The sequence below is a fragment of the Bacillus massiliigorillae genome (assembly GCF_000380245.2).
GTDB lineage: Bacteria > Bacillota > Bacilli > Bacillales > DSM-1321 > Bacillus_AD > Bacillus_AD massiliigorillae.
Window position 1 is genome coordinate 546831 of the sequence record NZ_HG428741.1, and the last position, 22749, is coordinate 569579.

Genomic DNA, 22749 nt, shown 5'->3' on the forward strand with positions numbered 1-22749 from the left:
GATTCACAAGATAATTAATTTGATAACGAAATGAGGAAGAGGCTAAGCAAGTGTAAACTTGCTTAGCTTTTTTTGCATTGAAGGCAATCAAGAAGTAGGCTCATCCAGGAAAAGGGGACCGGTGACGGTTTTTCTATGTCTAACCTTACACCTGCTATGCTCGGAAATAAGCCAACCTGTTTTGAAAACCAAGTGCGGGTTTTCAAGAACAGTTCGTCTTATTTCTGCCGCATAGCTCTTTTGGGATTTGAAGTAAAACAAGAAGCAATAAACATCAATCAAAAAAGACCGGTGATGGTTTTTCTTACTATTTACAAAACTATAACGTACCTTTACATTACCTTAACAACGCATTAAAACGCCTTTAATACTTCTAGCGTATTCTTATTCGTGTAAGGTAATTATAACTGATCCCTTAGGAGGAATTTGAGAAATGAAAGGTTTTAAGTATTTAGCATTAGCAGCGACAATGACTGGAGCACTTGCGTTAGCAGCATGTGGGTCATCAGATGCAAACAGTAAAGACGATAAGGCATCTGGAAACAAGACTACATTAAATGGTGATGTTGCAGTAGATGGTTCATCAACTGTATACCCGATCATGGAAGCTGTATCTGAAGAATACATGTTAGAACAACCTGATGTGAAAGTATCTGTTGGATTCTCTGGATCTGGTGGTGGCTTTAAGAAGTTAATCGCTGGAGATATTGATATGAGTAACGCTTCTCGACCTATTAAAGAGGAAGAAAAACAACAACTAAAAGAAAAAGGTATTGAGTATACAGAGTTTGAAGTCGCTTATGATGGATTATCTGTAATCGTTAATAAAGATAATACATGGGTAGATTCATTAACAGTAGCAGAGTTAAAGAAATTGTGGGTTAATGATGGCAAGAAAAAATTATGGTCTGATATTCGCCCAGAATGGCCAAAGGAAGAAGTGAAATTCTATTCTCCTGGTACAGATTCAGGAACATATGATTATTTTAATGAGGTTATTTTAGAAGAGCAGCCAATGGTTGAAAGTGCAACACTTTCAGAAGATGATAATGTGCTTGTACAAGGCGTAAGTGGCGATAAAAATGCAATTGGTTACTTCGGGTTTGCTTATTACGAAGAAAATAAAGATAAGCTGAAAATCGTTCCAATTGATGGTGGGAATGGAGCAGTTGAGCCAACTCACGAAACAATTAAAGATGGTACTTACACACCGCTATCTCGTCCATTATTCGTATATGCAAACAATAAATCTGTAAAAGATAAAGAGCAAGTTCGTGATTACTTGAAATTCACACTTGAAAACGCAGGTGATATGGCTGAAGAAGTTGGATATGTAAGATCACCAGATGCGAAATATGAAGAAGATATGAAAGAGTTTGAAGCTATTAAATAATACTTTGTTTACTGGTCATTTGTAGATTGGAAAGTAAATACGGCTTTTCAATCTACTATGTTTCTTGGATTTAGAGGGGGTTATGAATGTGACATTGGGTCGCACAGAAACAATTTCAGTGGGTCAAATGATTGAAGAAAAGAAAAAGCAAAAGAAAGCTTTTAGTTTTGAGAAAATGGTTCCAAGTATATTGTTGATTACTGCTATTATTTCTGTATTAACAACAATCGGAATTGTGTTTACGTTAATTTTTGAAACGTTTGAGTTTTTTTCTAGAGTGTCTATTGTTGAGTTTTTTACTGCAAAGAAATGGTATCCTTTTTCCGCAACAGATGCTAGTTTTGGAATTATGCCATTAATCGTTGGTACATTAAAAGTTACAGGAATAGCTACGTTAGTAGCAGTACCTATTGGCTTAGCTACAGCCATCTTTTTGAGTGAATATGCAAGTGAGAAAACGCGTAAAGTGATTAAACCGATACTTGAAGTTCTTGCTGGTGTTCCTACAATTGTGTATGGATTCTTTGCTTTAACATTTGTAACACCTATTTTAAGAGAAATGTTCCCTTCGCTAGAAATATTCAATGCACTTAGTCCAGGAATTGTTATTGGAATTATGATTACACCAATGATTGCATCATTATCTGAAGATGCAATGTCATCCGTTCCAAATAGTATTCGTGAAGGTGCATTTGCTTTAGGAGCTACTAAATTAGAAACAACATTTAAAATCATATTACCAGCTGCAATGTCAGGGATTATGGCGTCTATTGTTCTAGCCCTTTCAAGAGCAATTGGTGAAACGATGATTGTCTCTGTAGCTGGTGGAGCAACACCAAGTATGGGCTGGGATGTTACATCCTCAATTCAAACGATGACATCTTACATCGTACAAGTAAGTACTGGTGATGCAGGATTCGGAACAACTATTTACTTCAGTATTTATGCTGTAGGTATGACGTTATTCCTCTTTACATTAATTATGAACTTACTAGCTCAATACATTTCTCGCAAGTTTAGGGAGGAATATTAATGAATCTCATTAATAAAGATCAAGTAATTAAAAGAATGTCTAGCCGCCTTGGTTTAAATATGTTTTTTAAAGCATTATTTTTTGCAGCAACATTATTTGGCTTAGTTGTTCTAGCCCTTCTTTTATATCGGATATTCACTCAAGGAGTAGGGAATTTAAGTTGGGATTTCTTCCAAAATTTCGCTTCAAGAAGACCGGAGCAAGCAGGTATTAAAGCAGCTTTCGTTGGGACAATTTGGTTGATGGCGGTTGTTGCTCCTGTATCTATTATATTAGGTGTTGGAACAGCAATTTATTTAGAAGAATATGCGAAAAAGAATAAGTTTACAACATTTATTAAAATAAACATTTCGAACTTAGCGGGTGTGCCATCCATTGTTTTTGGTTTACTAGGTTTAACTATTTTTGTTCGTGCATTAGCATTAGGTAATTCAGTACTAGCGGCAGGGTTAACAATGAGTTTACTAGTATTACCTGTTATTATCGTTGCTGCACAAGAAGCCATACGTGCTGTTCCGAAAGAGCTTCGTGAAGCTTCGTTCGGTATGGGAGCAACAAAATGGCAAACAATCGTACGTGTTGTTTTACCAGCAGCGCTTCCTGGAATCGCAACAGGGGCCATTCTAGCATTATCTCGTGCAATTGGAGAAACCGCACCTTTAATCGTTGTTGGGATACCAATGTTCATTGCGTTTTTACCGAAAACAGTATTTGATACATTCACTGTTTTACCAATGCAAATATATAACTGGACTTCGAGACCGCAAGAAGAATTCCAATATGTTGCAGCTGCAGGAATAATTGTTCTGCTAGGATTATTAATTCTGATGAATTCTGTAGCAGTCTTTATCCGAAATAAATTCCAACGACGCTATTAATCGACCGGTATGTTTTTTATGCAAAATGTTAAGGAGGATGTTGAAAAATGAATGCGATTCTTCAAAAAGAACTTAAAGTAACAGTTCCAACTAAAACTGTTGAGATAGAACCAGTACAAAAACAAGTAGTATATGAAACAAAGCAATTAAATTTATGGTATGGTGAAAAGCACGCCTTGAAAAATATCGATCTTGATATTTATGAAAATGAAGTAACAGCTATCATTGGTCCTTCAGGATGTGGTAAATCAACGTATATTAAAACATTAAATCGCATGATAGAAATGGTACCAGTTGTAAAAACATCGGGTGAAATAAAATATCGTGGACGAAATATATTAGATCGTTCTTATACAGTAGAAGAGCTTCGTACAAAGGTAGGAATGGTATTTCAAAAGCCAAATCCATTTCCTAAATCAATCTTCGAAAATGTTGTATACGGACCTAAAATTCATGGTATTAAAGATAAGAAGATTTTAAAAGAAATCGCAGAGAAAAGCTTGCGTCAAGCAGCACTTTGGGACGAAGTAAAAGATCGTTTGAATGAAAATGCTTATGGTTTATCAGGTGGACAGCAGCAACGTCTCTGTATCGCTAGATGTCTTGCGATTGAGCCAGATGTTATTTTAATGGATGAGCCAACATCTGCACTTGATCCAATTTCTACTTTGAAAGTAGAAGAACTTGTACAAGAATTAAAGAAAGATTTCAGTATTATCATTGTTACACACAATATGCAACAAGCAGCACGTATTTCGGATAAAACAGCTTTCTTCTTAAATGGAGAAGTTATCGAATATAGTGATACGAATAGGATATTCTCTAACCCAACAGACAAAAGAACAGAAGATTACATTACAGGCCGCTTTGGTTAAAGGAGACTAGTTGATGATTGTACGTGAAAAGTTCGAAGATGAATTACATGAATTAAGTGATAAATTAGTAATGCTTGCCAAGCTTGCTGAACAAGCGTTAAACAAAGCGTTCACAGCATTTGAAACACAAGATCATGAATTGGCTCTTCGTGTATTAGAAGAAGATGAACAAGCCAATATGCTCGAAGAAGAAATCAATGACTTTGCATTATTACTAATTGCTAAACAGCAACCTGTTGCGATTGATTTACGTAGAATTATTGTTGGGATTAAAATAGCAGCGGATATTGAGCGAATGGCTGATTATGGTGTGAATATTGCGAAGGCTTCCATCCGGTTAGGGAAAAATCATCATATTATTGCATTAGATGACTTAAAGAAAATGCATCAAATTATGATAGAAATGTTAAATCAATCTATCAATGCATATGCAGAAGAAGATGTTCATATTGCGAAAAAAATCGCCAAAATGGACGATGAAGTAGATCATTTATATGGTCAATGTATGAAGGTGCTTCTCCGTGAATCAAGTGAAAACTTTCAGCAAATATCACAATTATCGTTTATTGCTCGTCATATTGAAAGATCAGCAGACCATGCAACAAACATCGCAGAAAACATTTATTATTTAGTAAGAGGACGCCATTTAGATTTAAATAAATAATTAGTACCCCCCATAAACGCTTCATTATACCCCTTACGTTTATGGGGTTTTTTGTTTATATAAAACCCATAAGTTCTTTCACATGATGAGCATTGTCTTTAGAAGTAAGCATTTCAAGTAAGAGAAAAGCAACTTCAAAAGCTGTGCTCGGGTTTGAGGATGTAATAATTTGATTGTCTTGTACAATTCGTTTATTTTGTACGTGTGCTCCGAAATGCATTAATTGTTCTCTTCTTTTGCTTGTTGGGTGATCATATGTTGTAGCTTTCCTATTGTTAAGAATACCGCTTTTTCCGAGGGCTAGCGATGCAACACAAATGCTAGCGATTGGTTTTTGTTTTGTATGAAAGTGACGGATTACGTTCAAGAATGGTTCACTAAATGCATCTTTATAAAAACCAGCTTCTTCAAATCCACCAGGAATAGCTAGAGCATCGAATTCATCTAAATGAATATCATCTATTGTTTTTTCTGGCATTACTTTGAAATTCCATGTGCATGTAAGTGTATCGTGCAAACCAACTGTTACAACTTCTGTCGAACCGTCTCCTTCCAATTTATTCCAACCTAAAACATCTGTAAATACACTAGCCTCAACTGCTTCAAAACCATTTGCTAATAGCAGTAATATTTTTTTCATTTAATAAACCTCCTTTAATGTATTCATTTTAAAAGATTGAGTAGCTATCTGAAATAAGTTGAAAAAGAATTCAATCTTATTTTTGTTTAAAAAATAAAGAATTTAGATTATTATTTTTAATAAAAAAAGGTGAGAGTAAAATGGATGAAGTAGACCAAAAAATCGTAAGGGAATTGCAGCTGAATGCGAAAATATCTATGAAAGATTTAGCGGAAATCGTACATTTATCTTCTCCTGCTGTAATCGAGCGAGTTCGAAAACTAGAAGAGCAGCTAATAATTGAAGGCTATCACGCTCACGTATCGTTGAAAAAAATGAATCGTTCAATCTCTGCTATTGTCTTGTTCAAGACCACAAACTGTAAAGCATTAGTGAATTTTTGTGATAATCATCCAGATGTACTGGAGTGTTACAGAGTAGCTGGAGAAATTAGTTATATTGTAAAAATAGCAACTCAGTCTGTTGAGAGTTTAGAACAATTTATTGATGCATCCATGCAGTATGGCATACCTTCAACAAATATAGTGTTGTCTTCTCATGAAAAACAGATTATCGAACCTGTAATAGGTAGAGAAACAGACACAAAATAATGAGAATATATTTGCCGGAAATACATTGATTACCAAAACGCAGAAAAATTTCTTTTGTTACCATACGTCTAAAGTCTTATACATAATTAAATCTAAAGGATATTAAAAAAAGTAAGGTGAAAAGTTAGGATTAAGTAGGAAGGTAATGCAAAAAGGGTATGTAATACATTCATAGAGAAAAATGAACTGTATATTCATGATTAGCACTCATAATAACCGATAAAACTTGAATATTAGTAACCTTTTTGCAATTCGTAGTAAAAATAAGGCTGAAAAGGATGTAATTAGAATGGAAGTGACTGTAAAGCTTCAAAATGTGTCTAAACGGATAAAAAATAAGCCGATTATTCAAGAATTAAGCTTTGATGTGTATGGGGGCGAAATCTTTGGATTTTTAGGACCGAATGGAGCGGGGAAAACAACAACAATTCGAATGATTGTTGGTTTAATGAAGTTATCCGGAGGAGATATTTTTATTTGTGGTGATAGCATTAAACAGAACTTTGAGAAGGCAATTGGGCATGTAGGTGCAATTGTTGAGAATCCTGAAATGTATAAGTTCTTAACGGGTTATGATAACTTAAAGCATTATGCAAGAATGTCACGTGGTATCAGTAAGGAACGAATTGAAGAAGTCATTGAATTAGTAGGATTAAGACAGCGTATACATGATAAGGTGAAAACTTATTCATTAGGTATGCGTCAGCGACTTGGATTGGCTCAAGCATTATTACATAGACCAAAGGTTCTTATTTTGGATGAACCAACAAACGGTTTGGATCCACAAGGTATTCGAGAAATAAGAGACTATTTAAAACGACTGTCTCGTGAAGAAGGTATGACAGTGATTGTTTCTAGTCATTTATTATCTGAAATGGAAATGATGTGTGATCGCTTCTGTATTATTCAAAATGGTAAGTTAGTAGATATTCAAAATGTGCATGAAACAACAAAAGAAGAAGAGGAAAGAATAAGCCTAAATGTAGAGCCATTACCGAAGGCATTAAAGATAATTAAGGAACAATATCCAGCAGCTGAACCGCAAATTGTAACAGGAGCAATAGAATTGACTATCGCTCATGAGCTTGTCCCAAATGTTGTTAAATCATTAGTGCTGCAAGAATGTGCAGTATATCGAGTAGCAACCGTTACTGTTTCTCTTGAAGAGAAATTCTTGCAAATCACAGGGACAGGAGGGCAAATTCAATGAATTTAATAGCTAACGAAATGATGAAGCTATTTAAACGGGCTTCTACATATATTATGATTGGTTTTCTAGCTCTTGCTATAATCGGTGCCGGAGGATTAATCAAGTATTCGGAAAGTACGATGGATCCAGCTCCAAAGGCTGATGATTGGAAGCAATCATTAGTTGAACAAAATAAAAGCTTAAAAGAGTCTATTAAAACGGATGATTCAATCTATAAAAAGTATGATATGGAACTACTTGCAAAGAATGAATATCGCTTAAAGCATGATATCCCGCCAACTACTGAAACAAATGTATGGACTTTTATGGATGGTATTAAAATAATTATCAATTTTATTTCCATTATTACGATTACTGTAGCAGCTGGGATAGTAGCAAATGAGTTTTCTACTGGAACGATAAAGCTATTACTAATTCGCCCTGCAAGTCGTTTTAAGATTCTATTTAGTAAGTATGCAAGTGTAATGATCTTTTCGTTATCAGTTGTGCTATTTGCATTTACTTTGGCCTTTGCTGTAGGTGCTGTCTTGTTTGGATTTGGTGATGCTGGACCATATTTAGCATATACTGATGGACAAGTGGTTGAGAAGACACAAATAGGTAATGTCTTCTTTTTATATATGATGTCTTCGGTAGGGTTGTTTATGTTAACAACAATGGCATTCATGATTTCTGCAGCATTTAGAAATAGCTCTTTAGCAATAGGAATTGCGATTTTCCTTCTGTTAATGGGACCGAACATCACACAACTTATTGCTATGAAATATGAATGGGCAAAGTATATTCTATTTGCAAACATCGATTTGCTAAGCTATTTTAGTGGGCATCCAATGGTTGAAGGAATGACATTAACATTCTCCATTATTATGTTATGTATTTATTTTGTACTCTTTAATTTAATTGCCTTCTTGTTTTTCACAAAACGAGATGTAGCAGCTTAATATATAGGAAGAAGCAGTGGAGAAATCCACTGCTTCTTTATTGTGTAATAACACTTGCTATTTGAGCGGTTGTCATATCACTTGTTATTGGATATTCCCCGATTTGTATTTTTGTCGTTAATTCATGCTTTCGTAAATAACTAGCGAAGAGTGAAGTGTCCTGAATAATATGATTCTTCTTCAAGATTGCTCCAATATCTTCAGAAGACATGCCCTCTACGATAACTAACTTATAAGTAGTAGGTTGTGCTGTAATAACTGGAGCAGGATCTTCATCTGATTTTTTATCTTTTTTGACTAACGTATAGCCAAGCTTTTCACTAGCCTCATTTAATTCAGATAATGATAATTTTTTTTCTTCATCCGTTTTGTTTAAATAATAGTAGCTTCCGAAAATAATAGTTGCGATTAGCAGACCTGCTGCAAAACCTCTTATTCCGTTTCTTGTCATATTTATATCCCTCTCAATTGATTATTGTTAAGGATTGTTATAATTTCTTCATGTGACAATGCGGAACGAGTATGTATTTCTTCAACAGAAAGTCCTTGTTGGTATAGTGAAAGCACTTGGCTTTGCAGAATTTCATTTACTTTAATACTATTATCAGATGAATGCATATTGGAATTAGTGCTTGAGAATAACTCAGTATCTTGTATTAATAATTCTTCTTCTAGAATTTTTATTTTCTTCTTAAGAATGTAAATGTCCTGTATATGTTGGAGAGAGAGATCCTCTACATTTTTCTCTAAATCTGTTAACCGATCTTTTTTGAAAAACGAGAAAACTATTAGTAATAAGGACACTGCTACTAAACTAATAATAATAATTTCCACTAAACCACCTCGAAAGTCATATATTGCGTATAAATCTATCATACACTTTTTTTGATATTTATTTGTAGAAATATCAAAAAATATCACTTTTTGCGAAAAAATAAAGAATAATTATGAAATGTTTGTCGGTGGTTGTAAAAAATATATGTGCAAATACATCATTTTGAAAAAATATTAGAAAAATATCGTTATCAATGTTGACTCTTTAGAATAATAACATTTATCGACAATTTGTGTTTATTGTTTCCTTTTTTGTTAAATGGTAACATAATATTGAAAGATAATTCAGTTGAATCTTTGATGGAAGAAAATTCATATAAAGCTGATAAAATAATAGTGCTTTATTTTAATAAAGTCTTGTTACTATTTGGGAAAACTTCACTTAAGAAATAAAAAATTGTTGAAAAGGAGCGCGAGTGAATTGAATGGATATATATTGACTGAAGGACATGAATATAGACCTACGTATTTGTCACATTATTCAAAGGAGAGCACCATACATCAACCTTTACGAATTGGCTTGTGGCATAATGGAACTTTATCTTGGAAATACCCTCATACTACGGATTTAGAAGATTACTCAGATTCTTTTTTTTCAGTATCCTCGTTAAATTGCACCCCTGATTATGAAATTACAAAAATTCAATTGAACAATAACACAAATGAAAGACAGCATTTGAAAATTATTATTGAGTATGACCATGCATCTGACGCTCATTCGACAGCTTTTTATAGCCCTAGTGAGAATGCCATTGTCGGGATTGCCCAAAACAATATAACGATGCTCGGCGGTATGTTAAGTGGAAGAGGAATGAGTCAATATTGTGTTCAAAAGAAAAATTACTTTAGTTCGTTTGCGCTATTGCGTAGTTTAGAGAATGGAAATTTACCATTGTCTTGGTTAGCAAATGGCGATATTTATAGTATGTTTATTCTTGAAACGGAAATTTGTAGTGGTGTCCAAGAAGAAGGAATAATATGGACATTTACATCGTCTTCAGCTGAGAAAACAAAAGCTTTAAAGAATGAAAAGATTACAAAATACTTATAATTTGCTATCCAAATATGAAGTTATGCATTTTCGTGTAAAAACAGACTAGCATTTCAAAATGAAAAGTGATATTATAGAAAAGTCCTATGTGAAGATGACATAATGTTTGGAGGGAATTATACAATGCGTGTAAATCTTACATTAGCTTGCACTGAGTGTGGAGATCGTAACTATATTACTAAAAAAAATAAACGTAATAACCCAGATCGTCTTGAGCTTAAAAAATATTGTTCAAGAGAAAAACGTGCTACTCTGCACCGCGAAACAAAGTAAACAACAGGTACAATCCTGTTGTTTTTTTTGTGCAAAAAAGTATTCAAAATGTTTTTCCTTTCGTAAATAATATGGTAACGATATTGTGTTAGTATAATTATACTTATTATATCGGAGTTGATGGGGATGAATAAGAAAGCGATACAAGAAGAAGCTAGAGCAAAATTAGCAAGCATGACACAAGAGGATTTTGATCAAAAATGCCGAGCTATTGAAAATCATTTGTTTCAATTAGACATATGGAAGCAAGCTCGAACAATCGGCCTTACGATATCAAACTCACGTGAAATACATACAAAGAATATAATAGAAAAAGCATGGAAAGAAGGCAAAAAAGTCGCTATTCCAAAATGTAATCCTTCTGATCGTAGTATGATGTTTCGTTTCTTTAATGACTTTAGCCAGCTTGAAAGTGTTTATTATGATTTATTAGAGCCGATTATGGAAGAAACCGTGGAAGCGGGTACTGATGATTTAGAACTCATGATTGTCCCAGGTGTAGTGTTTGATGAGCGGGGTTTCCGTATTGGATATGGGGGTGGATATTATGATCGTTATCTTGAAGCCTTTAAAGGTCCGACAGTATCACTGTTACTGCCTACGCAACTTGTCTCTGAAATCCCTCGTAATCAGTATGATATTCCAGTGCAAACATTAATCTTACCAAGTGGGGTGCACAAAGTTTATGATTGAAATTAGTGCATATGTAGTACTTCTTATTATTGCGAGTGTAGCTGGTTATCGAGTAAGGTCACTATCTTTATCAGGAGCTATATTTACATTTATTACAGGTTGTTTAGTAGGCTTAGGGTTTGGATGGCGAGGCTTATTCATTTTAGGTGTATTTTTTGCATCTTCAAGTTTTTGGTCAAAATATAAAAAACATAAAAAGAGCAAATTAGACGAAATCCTGCAAAAAGGTGATCAAAGAGATTGGGTTCAAGTAGTAGCAAACGGATCAATTGCAAGCATTGCTGCAGTATTGTTTTTTGTGACGAAAGCAGATGTTTGGATGATTGCCTTTGTAGTTGCAGTTGCAGCGGCTAATTCTGATACGTGGGCCTCTGAAATTGGCGTTTTAAGTAAAAGGAAGCCTTTTTATATCTTAACTGGTAAAAAGGTTGAGAAAGGAACGTCTGGGGCGGTTTCGTTACTAGGTACAGCTGCTTCATTTATGGGAGCATTCTTTATTGCTATTGTTGCTTATGAGGTGTTCTCAATGGACTCCCTATTCTATCTTATATTAATTACATTTTGCGGATTTTTCGGAAGTGTTGTGGATACAATATTAGGAGCAACCGTACAAGTAAGATATTCTTGCAAAACTTGCGGTTTACTTACTGAAAAAACAGAGCATTGTGGGAAGGAAACACATTTAAGTAAAGGAATAAAATGGTGTAATAATGATGTTGTTAACATAACTTCAATTATAATTGCCACAATCATCGCTGTTTTTATCGTAGGAGTTTTATAACATAAAATTATTTTTATATAATAAAAACAAATGAATTTCCATATAATTTATAGTTTTTATTTATGTTTTAACGGAAAAAATTAATATTGTAACAAAATGTTAATATATAAAACGCTTTCCTAAAAACATGAGAAGGTTTTTATATATTACAATTTTTTTGTAAATAAAAAAATGCAATATTCGAAAGGACCGTTACATTTATGAAAAATAAAGTAAATCGCGTAGTACTTGTTGGAACTGGATTTGTAGGAAGCAGCTATGCTTTCGCATTATTAAACCAAGGAATCACAGAAGAACTTGTACTAGTTGATGTAAATAATGAAAAAGCTGAAGGTGAAGCTATTGACATGAGTCATGGTTTACCATTTGCACCTTCGAAGACAAAAGTGTGGAGTGGCACATATGCAGATTGTAGTTCAGCTGACATCGTAGTATTAACAGCTGGTGCAAACCAAAAACCAGGTGAAACTCGACTTGATTTAGTTGCGAAAAATACAGCTATTATGAAATCAATTGTAGGCGAAATTATGGCAAGTGGGTTCGATGGAATTTTCTTAGTTGCTGCAAACCCAGTTGACATCTTAACATATGCTTGTTGGAAATTCTCTGGACTTCCAAAAGAGCGCGTAATTGGTTCAGGAACAATTCTTGATACAGCTCGATTCCGTTATGAGTTAGGAGAATACTTCAACGTTGATACTCGTAACGTTCACGCATACATCATTGGTGAACATGGTGATACTGAGCTTCCAGTATACAGCCACGTTAATATTGGAGCGAAACCATTAGCTAAAGCTCTAGAAACAAAAGCAGATTATAAATTAGAAGATTTAGATGAAATTTTCGTAAACGTTCGTGATGCTGCATACAAAATTATCGATCGTAAAGGTGCAACTTACTACGGTATTGCTATGGGTCTTGCACGTATTACAAAGGCCATTCTTCAAGATGAAAACAGTATTTTAACAGTGTCAACGTTATTAGAAGGTCAATATGGTCAAGAAGATATTTATATTGGTGTTCCATGTGTAGTTAATCGTGATGGAATTAGAGAAATTGTTGAATTAGATATTAATGCAGAAGAACAAGCTAAGTTTGATAATTCTGTTAAAGTTCTAAAAGAAACAATGGCTCCTGTGTTAGAAACCTTAAAATAATTTTTATTCGTTTTAATTTGAACTTTTTTCACAAAGTTTATAAAATCTTTCATAATAATCCCTTCTTTGTTTCAAACTAACCATAGGAGGGATTTTATTTATGAAATGGTTATTACAACTTTTAATTCTTGTTGCAGTAGTATCAGTAGGCTATAAATACCGATATAAGTTAATGAATACTTTTTTAGGAATTGGAATCATACGTAAGTTTATTGTGGCTCAATCAATGAAGTTGCCGATGGGAAGCGCACAATTTATTCAACGTTTATATCAACCATTTTAAAAGAACATATTTATCAAAAATATAAAAGAGTGATATGTAACAAAGGAACATAACGAAGACGATTCTTTTTATAAAATGAATCGTCTTTGTTATGTTTAAATGTGTATAATTTTTGAGAGTGACTAAACATTAATAAGATGCTAAAGCAAGAAACGAACACATTAATTAAAAAAGACCGGTGACGGTTTTTCTGTGTCTAACCTTACACCTGTCGCACTCGGACATAAGCCAAACCATTTTGAAAACCAAAAGCGGGTTTTCAAGAATAGTGCGTCTTATGTCTGCCGTGCGACTCTTTTTAAATTAGAAGTAAAGCGAGAAGCAAACACATAATTTAAAAAGACCGGTGACGGTTTTTCTGTGTATAATATTAGTTATAGTGATAGGAGTTTAGTGAAGGTAGGTAATATCGTGGGGTTTAAAGAAGATTTTTTATTTTGGCATATTATAAAAAAATTAACATTACAGCATGGATATAGTGTACTTACAATGTCAGAGGATCAGAATGAGGTTTGGTTAGAAAATAATCAAAAAAATAATTCTTCTGTATTGCGATTTATGAGACATGATTTTGATTGGGCAAATGTATTAAAGCATGATTTAAATCGAACAGCTGCGAATGGTGAAAATATTCGAAAGCAATTATTTAAAAGACCTATTACTGTTTTGAATACGTACATAACACAATATAAACCTGTAGATGAGTATGAATCTTACATAAAAAATGGATTGAAAAATAATAAAACCATTATAAATTCAAACATAATTGATTCAGAAGGTTTATCTGAAGGAATACAAAAATTAGAAGAAAAGCTTGGTTTTTCACTACTTAATGTGGAAGAAATACCATCAAATATTGAAGAAAATGATATAAAAAAAATGAAACAAGAAGTTTTACATTCTGCTATTCAAAAGCGTCAAGAAGAACAAAAAGTATTTCAAAATGGAAAGCCATGGTTTACAAAAATCTTTTTGGGTATTCAAGTGCTTATTTTCATCATAATGGAAATAGTAGGAAGTAGTGAAAGTACTGCAACACTCGTCGAATTTGGGGCTAAATATAATCCTTTAATGCTAGAGGGAGAATGGTGGCGTTTTATTACACCGATGTTTCTTCATATAGGTTTTCTACACTTGTTAATGAATTCTGTTGCACTTTTCTACTTAGGCTCAGAAGTGGAAAAAATATATGGAAATGCTCGCTTTTTCCTAATTTACTTATTTGCAGGGTTTGCGGGTGTCGTTGCTAGTTTTGTTTTTTCTAATGGAACTGTAGCGGCAGGAGCTAGCGGAGCCATTTTTGGCTGTTTTGGCGCTCTATTGTATTTTGGGATTGTTAATCCAAAATTATTTTTAAGAACGATGGGTACAAATATTATTGTTTTGATTTTGATCAACTTAGTATTAGGATTTACGATTTCGGGTATTGATAATGCCGGCCATATAGGTGGATTAATTGGTGGCTTTTTAGCAACAGCAGCAGTAGGAATACCGAAGCAAATGAAACCAATTTATAACGCTATGGCAGGAGTAATCCTTGTTGTAGGTAGTTTTTTGCTACTGAAGTATGGATTTTCGATGCAACAAAGCAGTAATCAAGATGTTCCACTTACAGTATTAGCGCAAGAATATATAGAAGCTGGTGATGAAGACAAAGCAAAGGTTTTATTACAGAAAGCTGTGAATCACAATTTAATTTCTCCAAATGCAAATTTCTTGTTGGGAAATATGAGTATTGATGATAAGCAATATGATAAGGCGAAAGATTATTATAAAGAGGCTATTAAGCTAAATCCCGAATTTCATCAAGCGTACTACAACTTGGCATTGATGTATTTGCAGGAAAACGATGTAAAACAAGCTAAAGTAAATCTTGATAAGGCTATAAAGCTTGCTCCTGGAGAAGCTACTTATAAGAAATACGAAGAGCAGATTAATGATTATTTAAAGAGAAATGAGTAAATAGATAGTGAAGAGGAAGCATATTTCGAGGTATGTTTCCTTTTTTTTATGACCAAAATTATCGATAGAAGGGAGTGTGTAAATTTTGAGTTCTACTAAACACAGTGTGTCACCAAATATTGAGGAAAATCTTGCTTATCTTAATCAATCGTTAGCTGTTGATAAGAGCTTCGATGTAATTCGTTTGGATGTTGTTTATGCTGAACGTAAAATGGCCTTATTTTTAATAGATGGCTTTGCTAAAGATGATATTCTTCATTATTTAATGAAAGTACTTCTTGAATTAAAGCCTGAAGATTTAGAACCAGATCCACTGGAGAAGCTCTTGAAAACGTATATTCCATATGTTGAAGTGGATTCGACGGACGATCTTGATAAGATTATTGATAGCGTGCTAGCTGGACCGACAGCTCTTGTTGTGGATGGCATAAATCGTGCGATTCTAATTGACGCTCGGACGTATCCCGTGCGGGGGCCTCAAGAGCCTGATATGGAAAGAGTTGTACGAGGAGCACGAGATGGATTTGTAGAAACAATTGTCTTTAACACTGCATTAACAAGAAGAAGAGTTCGTGATCGCTCACTTCGAATGGAATATATGTCAATAGGAAGACGTTCTAAAACAGATGTGGTGGTTTGTTATTTAGAAGATGTTGCTAATGATCACTTTGTTCAAGAGGTAAAGACCTCCCTACAAAAAATTGATACAGATGGCTTACCGATGGCAGAAAAAAGTATTGATGAATTTATCACAGGGAGATATTGGAATCCTTATCCGATAATGAGGTATACAGAAAGACCTGATACAGCGGCGGCGCATTTATACGATGGGCACGTAATTGTATTTGTAGATGGATCACCTAGTGCTCTCATTACACCTTCTACTTTTTGGCATCATCTACAGCATGCTGAAGAGTATCGTAATAAACCAATCGTTGGGGCATATATGCGTATCGTTCGCTTTCTAGCTGTTTGGGCATCCATTTTTGTTTTACCTTTATGGTATTTCTTCGCAGAAAATCAAGATTTTTTACCCGCAGCATTGTCATATATTGGACCAAATGATATAGGAAATATACCGTTAATTGTACAATTTCTCATTATAGAGGTCGGGCTCGATATGCTAAGGATGGCAGCAATACATACACCTTCGTCATTAGCAACTGCACTTGGATTAGTCGCTGCGTTAATGATTGGAGGAGTAGCTGTTGAAGTGGGCTTATTATCGAATGAGGTCATTCTTTATTTATCATTGGCAGCGATTGGAACTTTTGCAACGCCAAGTTATGAATTAAGCTTAGCCAATAGACTAATTCGCTTAGGGCTACTAATTGTAACCGCACTATTCGGCTTACCTGGCTTTGTTATCGGTGTTACAGTCTATATTCTTTATTTGGTCAAAATGCAATCCCTTGGAGTTCCATACTTATGGCCGTTTATTCCTTTTTCTTTGCGAGCACTTCGTGATGTTATTATTCGCATACCGATGCCATTAAAAAATCGTAGACCGAAGATCCTTCATCCAAAAGATCCAGATCGTTGAAAATATTGTCAGAAATTCATAAGTTTCGCTTCCCTACTTGTGAGATTAACTCGCATTCGATATACTTTATCTGTGATTAAACATAACGAGGGATACTATGAATACAATATATGACATACGACAATTATTAAAAAGATTTGGCACATTTATTTACATCGGGGATCGGGTTGCTGATCTGGAATTAATGGAAGAAGAAATAAGAGAACTTTATAAATCTCAATTAATTGATGTAAAGGATTATCAGATGGCGATGATACTTTTACGACAAGAGATTGCGATTGAAAAGGAAAAAAGAGTGTAAGGTGGATTTAAATGAAAAAGTGGTTAATTGGAGTAGACTTAGGTGGTACGACAACAAAATTAGCATTTATTAATCTTGACGGAGAAATCGTGCATAAGTGGGAAATTCCGACTGATATCTCTGATAAGGGCGTTTATATTACAGAAAATATTGCAAAAGCTATTAAAGCAAAATTAGATGAGCTTGGGCAAACAAATGCTAATGTAGTTGGAGTAGGAATGGGTGCTCCAGGTGCTGTTGATGAAAATACGGGTATAATATTTGAAGCAGTGAACCTAGGTTGGACTAATTACCCATTACAGGACAAGTTATCTACTGCAACAGGATTGCCAGTTGTGATTGAAAATGATGCGAATATGGCTGCATTAGGTGAGATGTGGAAAGGCGCTGGCGATGGTGCGAAAGACTTAGTGTGTGTGACACTAGGAACAGGCGTTGGTGGCGGTGTCATTGTAAACGGTAACATGGTTTCAGGCATTAGTGGAGCTGCTGGAGAAATTGGACATATGACATCTGTTGTTGAGAACGGCTATGCTTGTAATTGTGGCAAGACGGGTTGTTTAGAAACTGTTGCATCAGCTACAGGTATTGTGAGAGTGGCGATGGAGAAGATAGAGAGTAATCCTACCTCTTCATTAAAGAAAATCTTAGATGAAACGGGTTCTATTTCAGCTAAAGATGTTGTTATATGTGCTGAAGCAGGCGATGAATATGCTCTTTCTGTATTAGATCAAGTATGCTTTTATTTAGGGCTTACTTTAGCGAATGTGGCAAATGTGTTAAATCCTGAAAAGATTGTCATCGGTGGTGGCGTTTCAAAAGCGGGAGACATATTATTAAATAACATCTTGAAATACTTTAAAAAATACGCGTTTATTCGAGTTCGTGAATCGACGAGCATAAGTATAGCAACACTTGGTAATGATGCAGGTGCTATTGGAGCTGCATGGCTTGTAAAAAATAAATTTATGAAGTAAACAATATGGAGAGCTGATTAGCATTTATTAAAATCAGCTCTTTTTTTATAAAAAATGAAACTTTTTTACGTTTAGCTCGTCTAATAGGTAGGGTAGAAGAATATCATTGGAAATGTGTTTGTTTTACTGGATTATTTTTCGATTTGATTTTTACCGGAAAAAGTATTAAGATTTTAGCATTGGTTATGTTACAGTTTAGTTTTTCTATGTGTAAGAATGTTTACAGGTGTGTTACAGAAGGGTAACACATATTAAGGTGCTAATAATATGAAAAACGATATAAAGTCGCCTGTGAAAGCGACTATTTTAACGCGTGTTGTTTAAGGGGAGGTCTTTCAAAAAAAATGAAAAAATATTTTACTCTGGATAAGTTCTCAGTAAAAAGTATTTCATTAACTGCTGCAGCTATTATTATGCTGTGGATCAAAACATATATTACGTATAAACTTTGCTTTGATATTAAAATCGAAAATGGTATGCAAGAATTTATCTTGTTTATCAATCCACTTTGCTTCTTAATGGCTATATTTGCTATAGGGCTGTTTTTAAAGGACAAACGTCGTCCTATGTTTATCATGATAACTAGTATATTAATAACTGCAGTACTATATGGTAATGTAGTATACTATCGTGAATTTACGGATTTCTTAACGATTCCGTTATTAATGCAAGCAAAAGATATTGGTGATTTAGGAGGAAGTATTGTAAGTCTTCTTTCACCATGGGATATTCTATTCTTTTTAGATATAGTATTATTAGGTTTAATTATTAAGTTTAAACCTTCATTTGTAGTGAATAAATCATATTCAAAAACAAATCGCCGCGTTTTCTTATTATTAGTTGTGGCAATTGGCTTCTTTAATTTAGGATTAGCTGAAACAGAACGTCCTCAATTATTAACTAGAACGTTCGATCGTGAAATGTTAGTTAAGAATATTGGTACGTATAATTACCATATCTATGATGCGTATTTAGCAACGAAATCGTCTGCACAAAGAGCTTTGGCTGATGGCAGTGAATTAGCAGAAGTTGAAAACTATGTACGTGCTAATTATAAAGAACCAAACAGTGAAATGTTCGGTGCTGCTAAAGGAAAAAATGTAATCTTAATCTCTATGGAAAGTACGCAGAACTTTGTTATTAACAACACTGTAAATGGCCAAGAAATTACGCCGTTCTTAAATGATTTCATTAAAGAAAGCTATTACTTTGATAATTTCTATCACCAAGTGGGACAAGGGAAAACATCTGACTCTGAATTCTTGGTTGAAAACTCATTATATCCATTAAGCCGTGGTGCTGTATTCTTTACACATTCTCAGAATGAATATAAAGCCACACCAGAGATTTTAAATGAAAATGGCTATACAACAGCGTCATTACATGCGAATGGTAAGAGTTTCTGGAATCGTGATGTAATGTATCAAGCACTTGGATACGAAAATTTCTATGATATTGAGTCTTACAATGTAACAGAAGAGAATTCTGTTGGTTGGGGCTTGAAGGATAAAGAGTTCTTCGATCAATCAATTGCTCACTTAAAAGAGATGCAAGCGACAGGTAAGCCATTCTATGCAAAATTTATTACGTTAACAAATCATCATCCATATGAATTGGATCCGGAAGATGCATCTATCGAGCCATTTAATTCAAATTCAAAAACGTTAAATAACTATTTCCCAACAGTTCGTTATACAGACGAAGCGTTGGAGCAGTTTATTAATAAGTTGAAAGAAGAAGGCTTATATGACGATTCAATTATTGTAATTTATGGAGACCATTATGGTATTTCAGAGAATCACAATGCTGCAATGGCTCAATATTTAGGTAAAGAATCAATCACTCCATTTGATTCTGTACAATTACAACGTGTGCCTTTCATTGTTCATATGCCAAACCAAAAAGAAGGTAAAGTGATTTCTAAAGTATCAGGTCAAATCGATGTTAAACCAACATTATTACATCTTTTAGGTATCGATACTAAGAATAATATTGAGTTTGGAACAGATATCTTCTCTAAAGATAAATTAGACTTTACTGTTTTCCGTGATGGTAGTTTTGTCACAAAAGATTATGTTTATACACGTGAGACTCTTTATGATAAAAAGACTGGAGAACCAATTGAAGATAAGAGTGTAGCAGAGCCATATATTGAGAAAGCTAAGCAAGAGCTAGAATACTCTGACAAAATCATCTACGGTGATTTATTACGCTTTAACGATAAGAATAAGTACGATTCTAAATAAAGATGAAAAAAGGTTGCCATTCGGCAACCTTTTTTTGCAGGCTAAGAAAGTATATAATCTGAATGTTGTCCAACCTTATTTTCAAGCATAGCTCTTTTGGATTGGGAGTAAGACAAGGAGCATAAACATCACTTAAAAAAGACCGATGCCGTTTTTCTTTTCATCTTTATTTTTACTAGCTCATACATTCAATGTAAGAAATGGAAAAGGGGCGATGTAAATTGAGCGCCGTGTATGATTATAATCAATTGCGAAGTAATCTAGCTTGGTTACAGCATAAGTTTCCTTTTATAAAATGTAATGTGATTGGAAAGAGTGTATTAGAAAAAAATATATATGAACTGCGCATTGGAAGCGGTGAAAAAGTCATTCATTATAATGCGGCTTTCCACGCCAATGAATGGATTACGTCATTTGTATTGATGAAATGGATTTCTCAATTATTACATTTTCAAAATATTGAAACATTTAATACGATTCAACTTTCACTTGTCCCAATGGTAAATCCAGATGGAGTTGAATTAGTGAGTAAAGGTCTAGTTGCTGCACAAGGTTTATATAATGTGGAAGAAATGAATGAATATAATAAGGATTTTTGCAGATGGAAAGCTAATATTCGAGGAGTGGATTTAAATAAGCAGTACCCTGCGAATTGGCAGCAATATAAAGAAGCTGTGTATTGTACTACTCCTTATTATAGAGATTATCCTGGAGAAGAACCTTTAACAGAGCCAGAATCAATTGCAATGAGAAAATTGGTGGAAAATAATTATTTTGAATCGGTTTTTTCTCTTCATACACAGGGTAAAGAATTTTATTGGGGGTATTGTGGTTATGAACCGCCTCATTCCAAGGTGCTGGCGGATGAATTTGAAAGGGTAAGTGGCTATAAGGGAATTCAGTATACAAATAGTCATGCGGGATTTAGAGATTGGTTTATTTGTCAGTATCGCAAGCCTGGATTTACACTTGAACTTGGGAAAGGGATAAACCCACTTCCTATGTCGCAATTCACAGAAATATATGAACAAACTACTCCAATTCTTAATGCTTCATTGTATATGTAGGAAAATAGACTGATATTCATCTTATTTTTCTTTTACTCTTTAATAATCACAGTATATTGACTATTATTGAATATGAATAAAATAAATCACAGGATTAGTGAGGTATAGTGCTGACGAAAAGCTTTACTAATAAGTTGGGGTGAAAAAGCTTGGTAGACAGACGTAGTTGGAAAGGTAGAAGGAGGTTTGTTTTTTTTGTATGCTATTGTTTTCTTATTCTTTTCATAGTTGGCTGTGAAAATCAACCAAAGAAAACAACTAAGCAAATAGAAGAGAAAAAACCTGGTGAGGTTACGATTGAATCATTATCGCTTTCTGATGAATATACATTTGAAAGTAGTTATGGATGGTTAGATAATGACACAATTATTTATTCAGCTAATAAAGATGATGAGCATTATCTATTTTCGTACCACATTCCATCTAAAGAAAAGAAAGAACTTTTTAAAACGGGTGAAATGATTGCTGAGGCATCTGTTTCTCCTAATAAAAAGTATATACTTGTATATTCAACCAGTGACAGTTCAGTCGCTAATGTTCATTTTCTTACAAGTAGTGGAAGCAAACAATATTCAGTTTCTATTCCATCTTCAGAATTGTCTTTTGATTGGAATACTTTTGCAGAAGATACTGTATTGATTGATAGTTTTTATGAAGATTGGACGTACAAAACCTATGTATGTAATTTTGAAAAAAAGACTTTACATGAAGTAAAGATACCCCAACCGTTCGCTCAATGGCACTCGAAAGATTCAGTCCTATTTTTACAATGGGATGATGATTCTCCAAGATTAAGTGCACCATTGATGAAGTACAATTTGGAATCAAATAAGGAAAGCGACCTTTATAAAGATGTGATAACATTTAAAGCCAACAAAAAGGTATTGCTCACTGTACATGAAATTCCAGAAGATAAAAACAATGTTGTTTATATGTTCCATGATTGGGAAGGAAAAGAATTACAAACTATTAAAATGCCAGTTATTAGTTCATATTCTGACTGGATGATTCCTTCGTTCGATATAAATGATAAACAACACTCACTGATTACATTTCAGCCTTACGAAGCTGCCCTTATGGATCAATACGATCAAAAATTCCAATTAAGTCTTTATAATTGGAAAACGGGTGAAAAAAGGGTGATAGGTGATCATCTTGAATCAGCTCCGCTTTTATTTTCGCCAGCAGGTGATAAATGCTTATACGGCAACAAGCTTGAACAAATAATAGTTTTAAATTAAAGGTTTATATTTACGCTTATAACCTGCTATAATGGTCTGTAGGATTGTCTAAAAGTAGGATAAACATATTCATTTAAATAAAGTAGAATAAAAAAATCTCTAGCAAAGTGCTAGAG

The 22749-nt window shown here is 34.0% G+C and carries 24 protein-coding genes; 21 read left to right on the top strand and 3 right to left on the bottom strand.

Going from position 1 to position 22749, the window contains the following annotated elements:
- The first annotated feature begins 433 nt into the window (after positions 1 to 433).
- From TX86_RS02500 to phoU, 5 genes are all read left to right on the top strand, one after another.
- Positions 434 to 1393: a PstS family phosphate ABC transporter substrate-binding protein gene (locus tag TX86_RS02500; RefSeq protein WP_042345928.1), complete on the top strand. Its 960-nt coding sequence runs from the start codon at positions 434 to 436 to the stop codon at positions 1391 to 1393.
- A gap of 82 nt (positions 1394 to 1475) precedes the next feature.
- On the top strand, positions 1476 to 2426 hold the full coding sequence (gene pstC, locus TX86_RS02505; protein ID WP_042345930.1) for a phosphate ABC transporter permease subunit PstC: 951 nt from the start codon (positions 1476 to 1478) through the stop codon (positions 2424 to 2426).
- Positions 2426 to 3304, top strand: a complete 879-nt coding sequence (pstA, locus tag TX86_RS02510; protein WP_042345933.1) for a phosphate ABC transporter permease PstA — start codon at positions 2426 to 2428, stop codon at positions 3302 to 3304. Before pstC ends, pstA begins: the two co-directional genes overlap by 1 nt.
- A gap of 47 nt (positions 3305 to 3351) precedes the next feature.
- A complete protein-coding gene (gene pstB, locus TX86_RS02515) occupies positions 3352 to 4179 on the top strand; it encodes a phosphate ABC transporter ATP-binding protein PstB (protein WP_230203556.1) in 828 nt (275 codons plus the stop codon).
- Between the two features lie 13 nt (positions 4180 to 4192).
- Positions 4193 to 4843 carry a phosphate signaling complex protein PhoU gene (gene phoU / locus TX86_RS02520; protein ID WP_042345935.1) on the top strand — a complete coding sequence of 217 codons (651 nt, stop codon included), beginning with the start codon at positions 4193 to 4195 and terminating at the stop codon, positions 4841 to 4843.
- 55 nt (positions 4844 to 4898) lie between these two features.
- On the opposite strand, the gene TX86_RS02525 is transcribed toward phoU, so the two are convergent.
- Entirely contained in the window at positions 4899 to 5483 is a 585-nt protein-coding gene (locus TX86_RS02525) for a DJ-1/PfpI family protein (protein ID WP_042345936.1), read from the bottom strand.
- A gap of 140 nt (positions 5484 to 5623) precedes the next feature.
- Here TX86_RS02525 and TX86_RS02530 point away from each other — a divergent pair, with 140 nt between their 5' ends.
- The 3 genes from TX86_RS02530 to TX86_RS02540 all read left to right on the top strand — a co-directional run bounded on the left by TX86_RS02530 (position 5624) and on the right by TX86_RS02540 (position 8224).
- Positions 5624 to 6073, top strand: coding sequence for an Lrp/AsnC family transcriptional regulator (locus TX86_RS02530; RefSeq protein WP_042345938.1), 450 nt, complete (start codon positions 5624 to 5626; stop codon positions 6071 to 6073).
- Between the two features lie 289 nt (positions 6074 to 6362).
- Positions 6363 to 7283, top strand: a complete 921-nt coding sequence (locus TX86_RS02535; RefSeq protein ID WP_042345940.1) for an ABC transporter ATP-binding protein — start codon at positions 6363 to 6365, stop codon at positions 7281 to 7283.
- Complete coding sequence (locus TX86_RS02540; protein WP_042345942.1) at positions 7280 to 8224, top strand: ABC transporter permease; 945 nt, start codon at positions 7280 to 7282, stop codon at positions 8222 to 8224. Before TX86_RS02535 ends, TX86_RS02540 begins: the two co-directional genes overlap by 4 nt.
- Before the next feature lie 37 nt (positions 8225 to 8261).
- Here TX86_RS02540 and TX86_RS02545 read toward each other — a convergent pair whose 3' ends face one another.
- Together TX86_RS02545 and TX86_RS02550 are read right to left on the bottom strand one after the other, a co-directional pair.
- Complete coding sequence (locus tag TX86_RS02545) at positions 8262 to 8675, bottom strand: endolytic transglycosylase MltG (protein WP_042345945.1); 414 nt, start codon at positions 8673 to 8675, stop codon at positions 8262 to 8264.
- Positions 8676 to 8677: 2 nt separating this feature from the next.
- Positions 8678 to 9058: a hypothetical protein gene (locus TX86_RS02550; RefSeq protein ID WP_052343514.1), complete on the bottom strand. Its 381-nt coding sequence runs from the start codon at positions 9056 to 9058 to the stop codon at positions 8678 to 8680.
- A 421-nt stretch (positions 9059 to 9479) separates the two neighbouring features.
- On the opposite strand from TX86_RS02550, the gene TX86_RS02555 reads away from it, so the two are divergent.
- The 13 genes from TX86_RS02555 to TX86_RS02615 all read left to right on the top strand — a co-directional run bounded on the left by TX86_RS02555 (position 9480) and on the right by TX86_RS02615 (position 22633).
- On the top strand, positions 9480 to 10109 hold the full coding sequence (locus TX86_RS02555) for a hypothetical protein (protein WP_042345950.1): 630 nt from the start codon (positions 9480 to 9482) through the stop codon (positions 10107 to 10109).
- A 123-nt stretch (positions 10110 to 10232) separates the two neighbouring features.
- Complete coding sequence (rpmG, locus tag TX86_RS02560) at positions 10233 to 10382, top strand: 50S ribosomal protein L33 (RefSeq protein WP_042345952.1); 150 nt, start codon at positions 10233 to 10235, stop codon at positions 10380 to 10382.
- 126 nt (positions 10383 to 10508) lie between these two features.
- The gene (locus tag TX86_RS02565) at positions 10509 to 11075 is read left to right on the top strand and encodes a 5-formyltetrahydrofolate cyclo-ligase (protein ID WP_042345954.1); all 567 of its coding nucleotides are present in this window, start codon (positions 10509 to 10511) and stop codon (positions 11073 to 11075) included.
- Positions 11068 to 11856: a DUF92 domain-containing protein gene (locus TX86_RS02570; protein WP_042345956.1), complete on the top strand. Its 789-nt coding sequence runs from the start codon at positions 11068 to 11070 to the stop codon at positions 11854 to 11856. The genes TX86_RS02565 and TX86_RS02570 overlap by 8 nt, the downstream gene beginning before the upstream one ends.
- Before the next feature lie 200 nt (positions 11857 to 12056).
- Entirely contained in the window at positions 12057 to 13013 is a 957-nt protein-coding gene (locus TX86_RS02575; RefSeq protein ID WP_042345957.1) for an L-lactate dehydrogenase, read from the top strand.
- 100 nt (positions 13014 to 13113) lie between these two features.
- The gene (gene yqgO, locus TX86_RS02580) at positions 13114 to 13296 is read left to right on the top strand and encodes a protein YqgO (protein ID WP_042345960.1); all 183 of its coding nucleotides are present in this window, start codon (positions 13114 to 13116) and stop codon (positions 13294 to 13296) included.
- 411 nt (positions 13297 to 13707) lie between these two features.
- Positions 13708 to 15258, top strand: coding sequence for a rhomboid family intramembrane serine protease (locus TX86_RS02585; RefSeq protein WP_042350096.1), 1551 nt, complete (start codon positions 13708 to 13710; stop codon positions 15256 to 15258).
- An 85-nt stretch (positions 15259 to 15343) separates the two neighbouring features.
- Positions 15344 to 16801: a spore germination protein gene (locus tag TX86_RS02590; protein WP_042345964.1), complete on the top strand. Its 1458-nt coding sequence runs from the start codon at positions 15344 to 15346 to the stop codon at positions 16799 to 16801.
- A gap of 97 nt (positions 16802 to 16898) precedes the next feature.
- The gene (locus TX86_RS02595; RefSeq protein WP_042345968.1) at positions 16899 to 17102 is read left to right on the top strand and encodes a YqgQ family protein; all 204 of its coding nucleotides are present in this window, start codon (positions 16899 to 16901) and stop codon (positions 17100 to 17102) included.
- 11 nt (positions 17103 to 17113) lie between these two features.
- Positions 17114 to 18079, top strand: a complete 966-nt coding sequence (locus TX86_RS02600) for an ROK family glucokinase (RefSeq protein WP_042345969.1) — start codon at positions 17114 to 17116, stop codon at positions 18077 to 18079.
- Between the two features lie 344 nt (positions 18080 to 18423).
- Positions 18424 to 20325 (top strand): LTA synthase family protein, encoded by a 1902-nt coding sequence (locus TX86_RS02605; protein ID WP_081707538.1) that lies wholly within the window; start codon positions 18424 to 18426, stop codon positions 20323 to 20325.
- 230 nt (positions 20326 to 20555) lie between these two features.
- Complete coding sequence (locus TX86_RS02610; protein WP_230203634.1) at positions 20556 to 21392, top strand: M14 family metallopeptidase; 837 nt, start codon at positions 20556 to 20558, stop codon at positions 21390 to 21392.
- Between the two features lie 149 nt (positions 21393 to 21541).
- Positions 21542 to 22633, top strand: coding sequence for a YqgU-like beta propeller domain-containing protein (locus TX86_RS02615; RefSeq protein WP_042345972.1), 1092 nt, complete (start codon positions 21542 to 21544; stop codon positions 22631 to 22633).
- Positions 22634 to 22749: the final 116 nt, after the last annotated feature.

Coding starts and splice junctions, on each gene's coding strand:
- TX86_RS02500 (WP_042345928.1), top strand. CDS start 434: ATGAAAGGTTTTAAGTATTTAGCATTAGCAGCGACAATGACTGGAGCA.
- pstC (WP_042345930.1), top strand. CDS start 1,476: ATGAATGTGACATTGGGTCGCACAGAAACAATTTCAGTGGGTCAAATG.
- pstA (WP_042345933.1), top strand. CDS start 2,426: ATGAATCTCATTAATAAAGATCAAGTAATTAAAAGAATGTCTAGCCGC.
- pstB (WP_230203556.1), top strand. CDS start 3,352: ATGAATGCGATTCTTCAAAAAGAACTTAAAGTAACAGTTCCAACTAAA.
- phoU (WP_042345935.1), top strand. CDS start 4,193: ATGATTGTACGTGAAAAGTTCGAAGATGAATTACATGAATTAAGTGAT.
- TX86_RS02525 (WP_042345936.1), bottom strand. CDS start 5,483: ATGAAAAAAATATTACTGCTATTAGCAAATGGTTTTGAAGCAGTTGAG.
- TX86_RS02530 (WP_042345938.1), top strand. CDS start 5,624: ATGGATGAAGTAGACCAAAAAATCGTAAGGGAATTGCAGCTGAATGCG.
- TX86_RS02535 (WP_042345940.1), top strand. CDS start 6,363: ATGGAAGTGACTGTAAAGCTTCAAAATGTGTCTAAACGGATAAAAAAT.
- TX86_RS02540 (WP_042345942.1), top strand. CDS start 7,280: ATGAATTTAATAGCTAACGAAATGATGAAGCTATTTAAACGGGCTTCT.
- TX86_RS02545 (WP_042345945.1), bottom strand. CDS start 8,675: ATGACAAGAAACGGAATAAGAGGTTTTGCAGCAGGTCTGCTAATCGCA.
- rpmG (WP_042345952.1), top strand. CDS start 10,233: ATGCGTGTAAATCTTACATTAGCTTGCACTGAGTGTGGAGATCGTAAC.
- TX86_RS02565 (WP_042345954.1), top strand. CDS start 10,509: ATGAATAAGAAAGCGATACAAGAAGAAGCTAGAGCAAAATTAGCAAGC.
- TX86_RS02570 (WP_042345956.1), top strand. CDS start 11,068: ATGATTGAAATTAGTGCATATGTAGTACTTCTTATTATTGCGAGTGTA.
- TX86_RS02575 (WP_042345957.1), top strand. CDS start 12,057: ATGAAAAATAAAGTAAATCGCGTAGTACTTGTTGGAACTGGATTTGTA.
- yqgO (WP_042345960.1), top strand. CDS start 13,114: ATGAAATGGTTATTACAACTTTTAATTCTTGTTGCAGTAGTATCAGTA.
- TX86_RS02595 (WP_042345968.1), top strand. CDS start 16,899: ATGAATACAATATATGACATACGACAATTATTAAAAAGATTTGGCACA.
- TX86_RS02600 (WP_042345969.1), top strand. CDS start 17,114: ATGAAAAAGTGGTTAATTGGAGTAGACTTAGGTGGTACGACAACAAAA.
- TX86_RS02605 (WP_081707538.1), top strand. CDS start 18,424: ATGAAAAAATATTTTACTCTGGATAAGTTCTCAGTAAAAAGTATTTCA.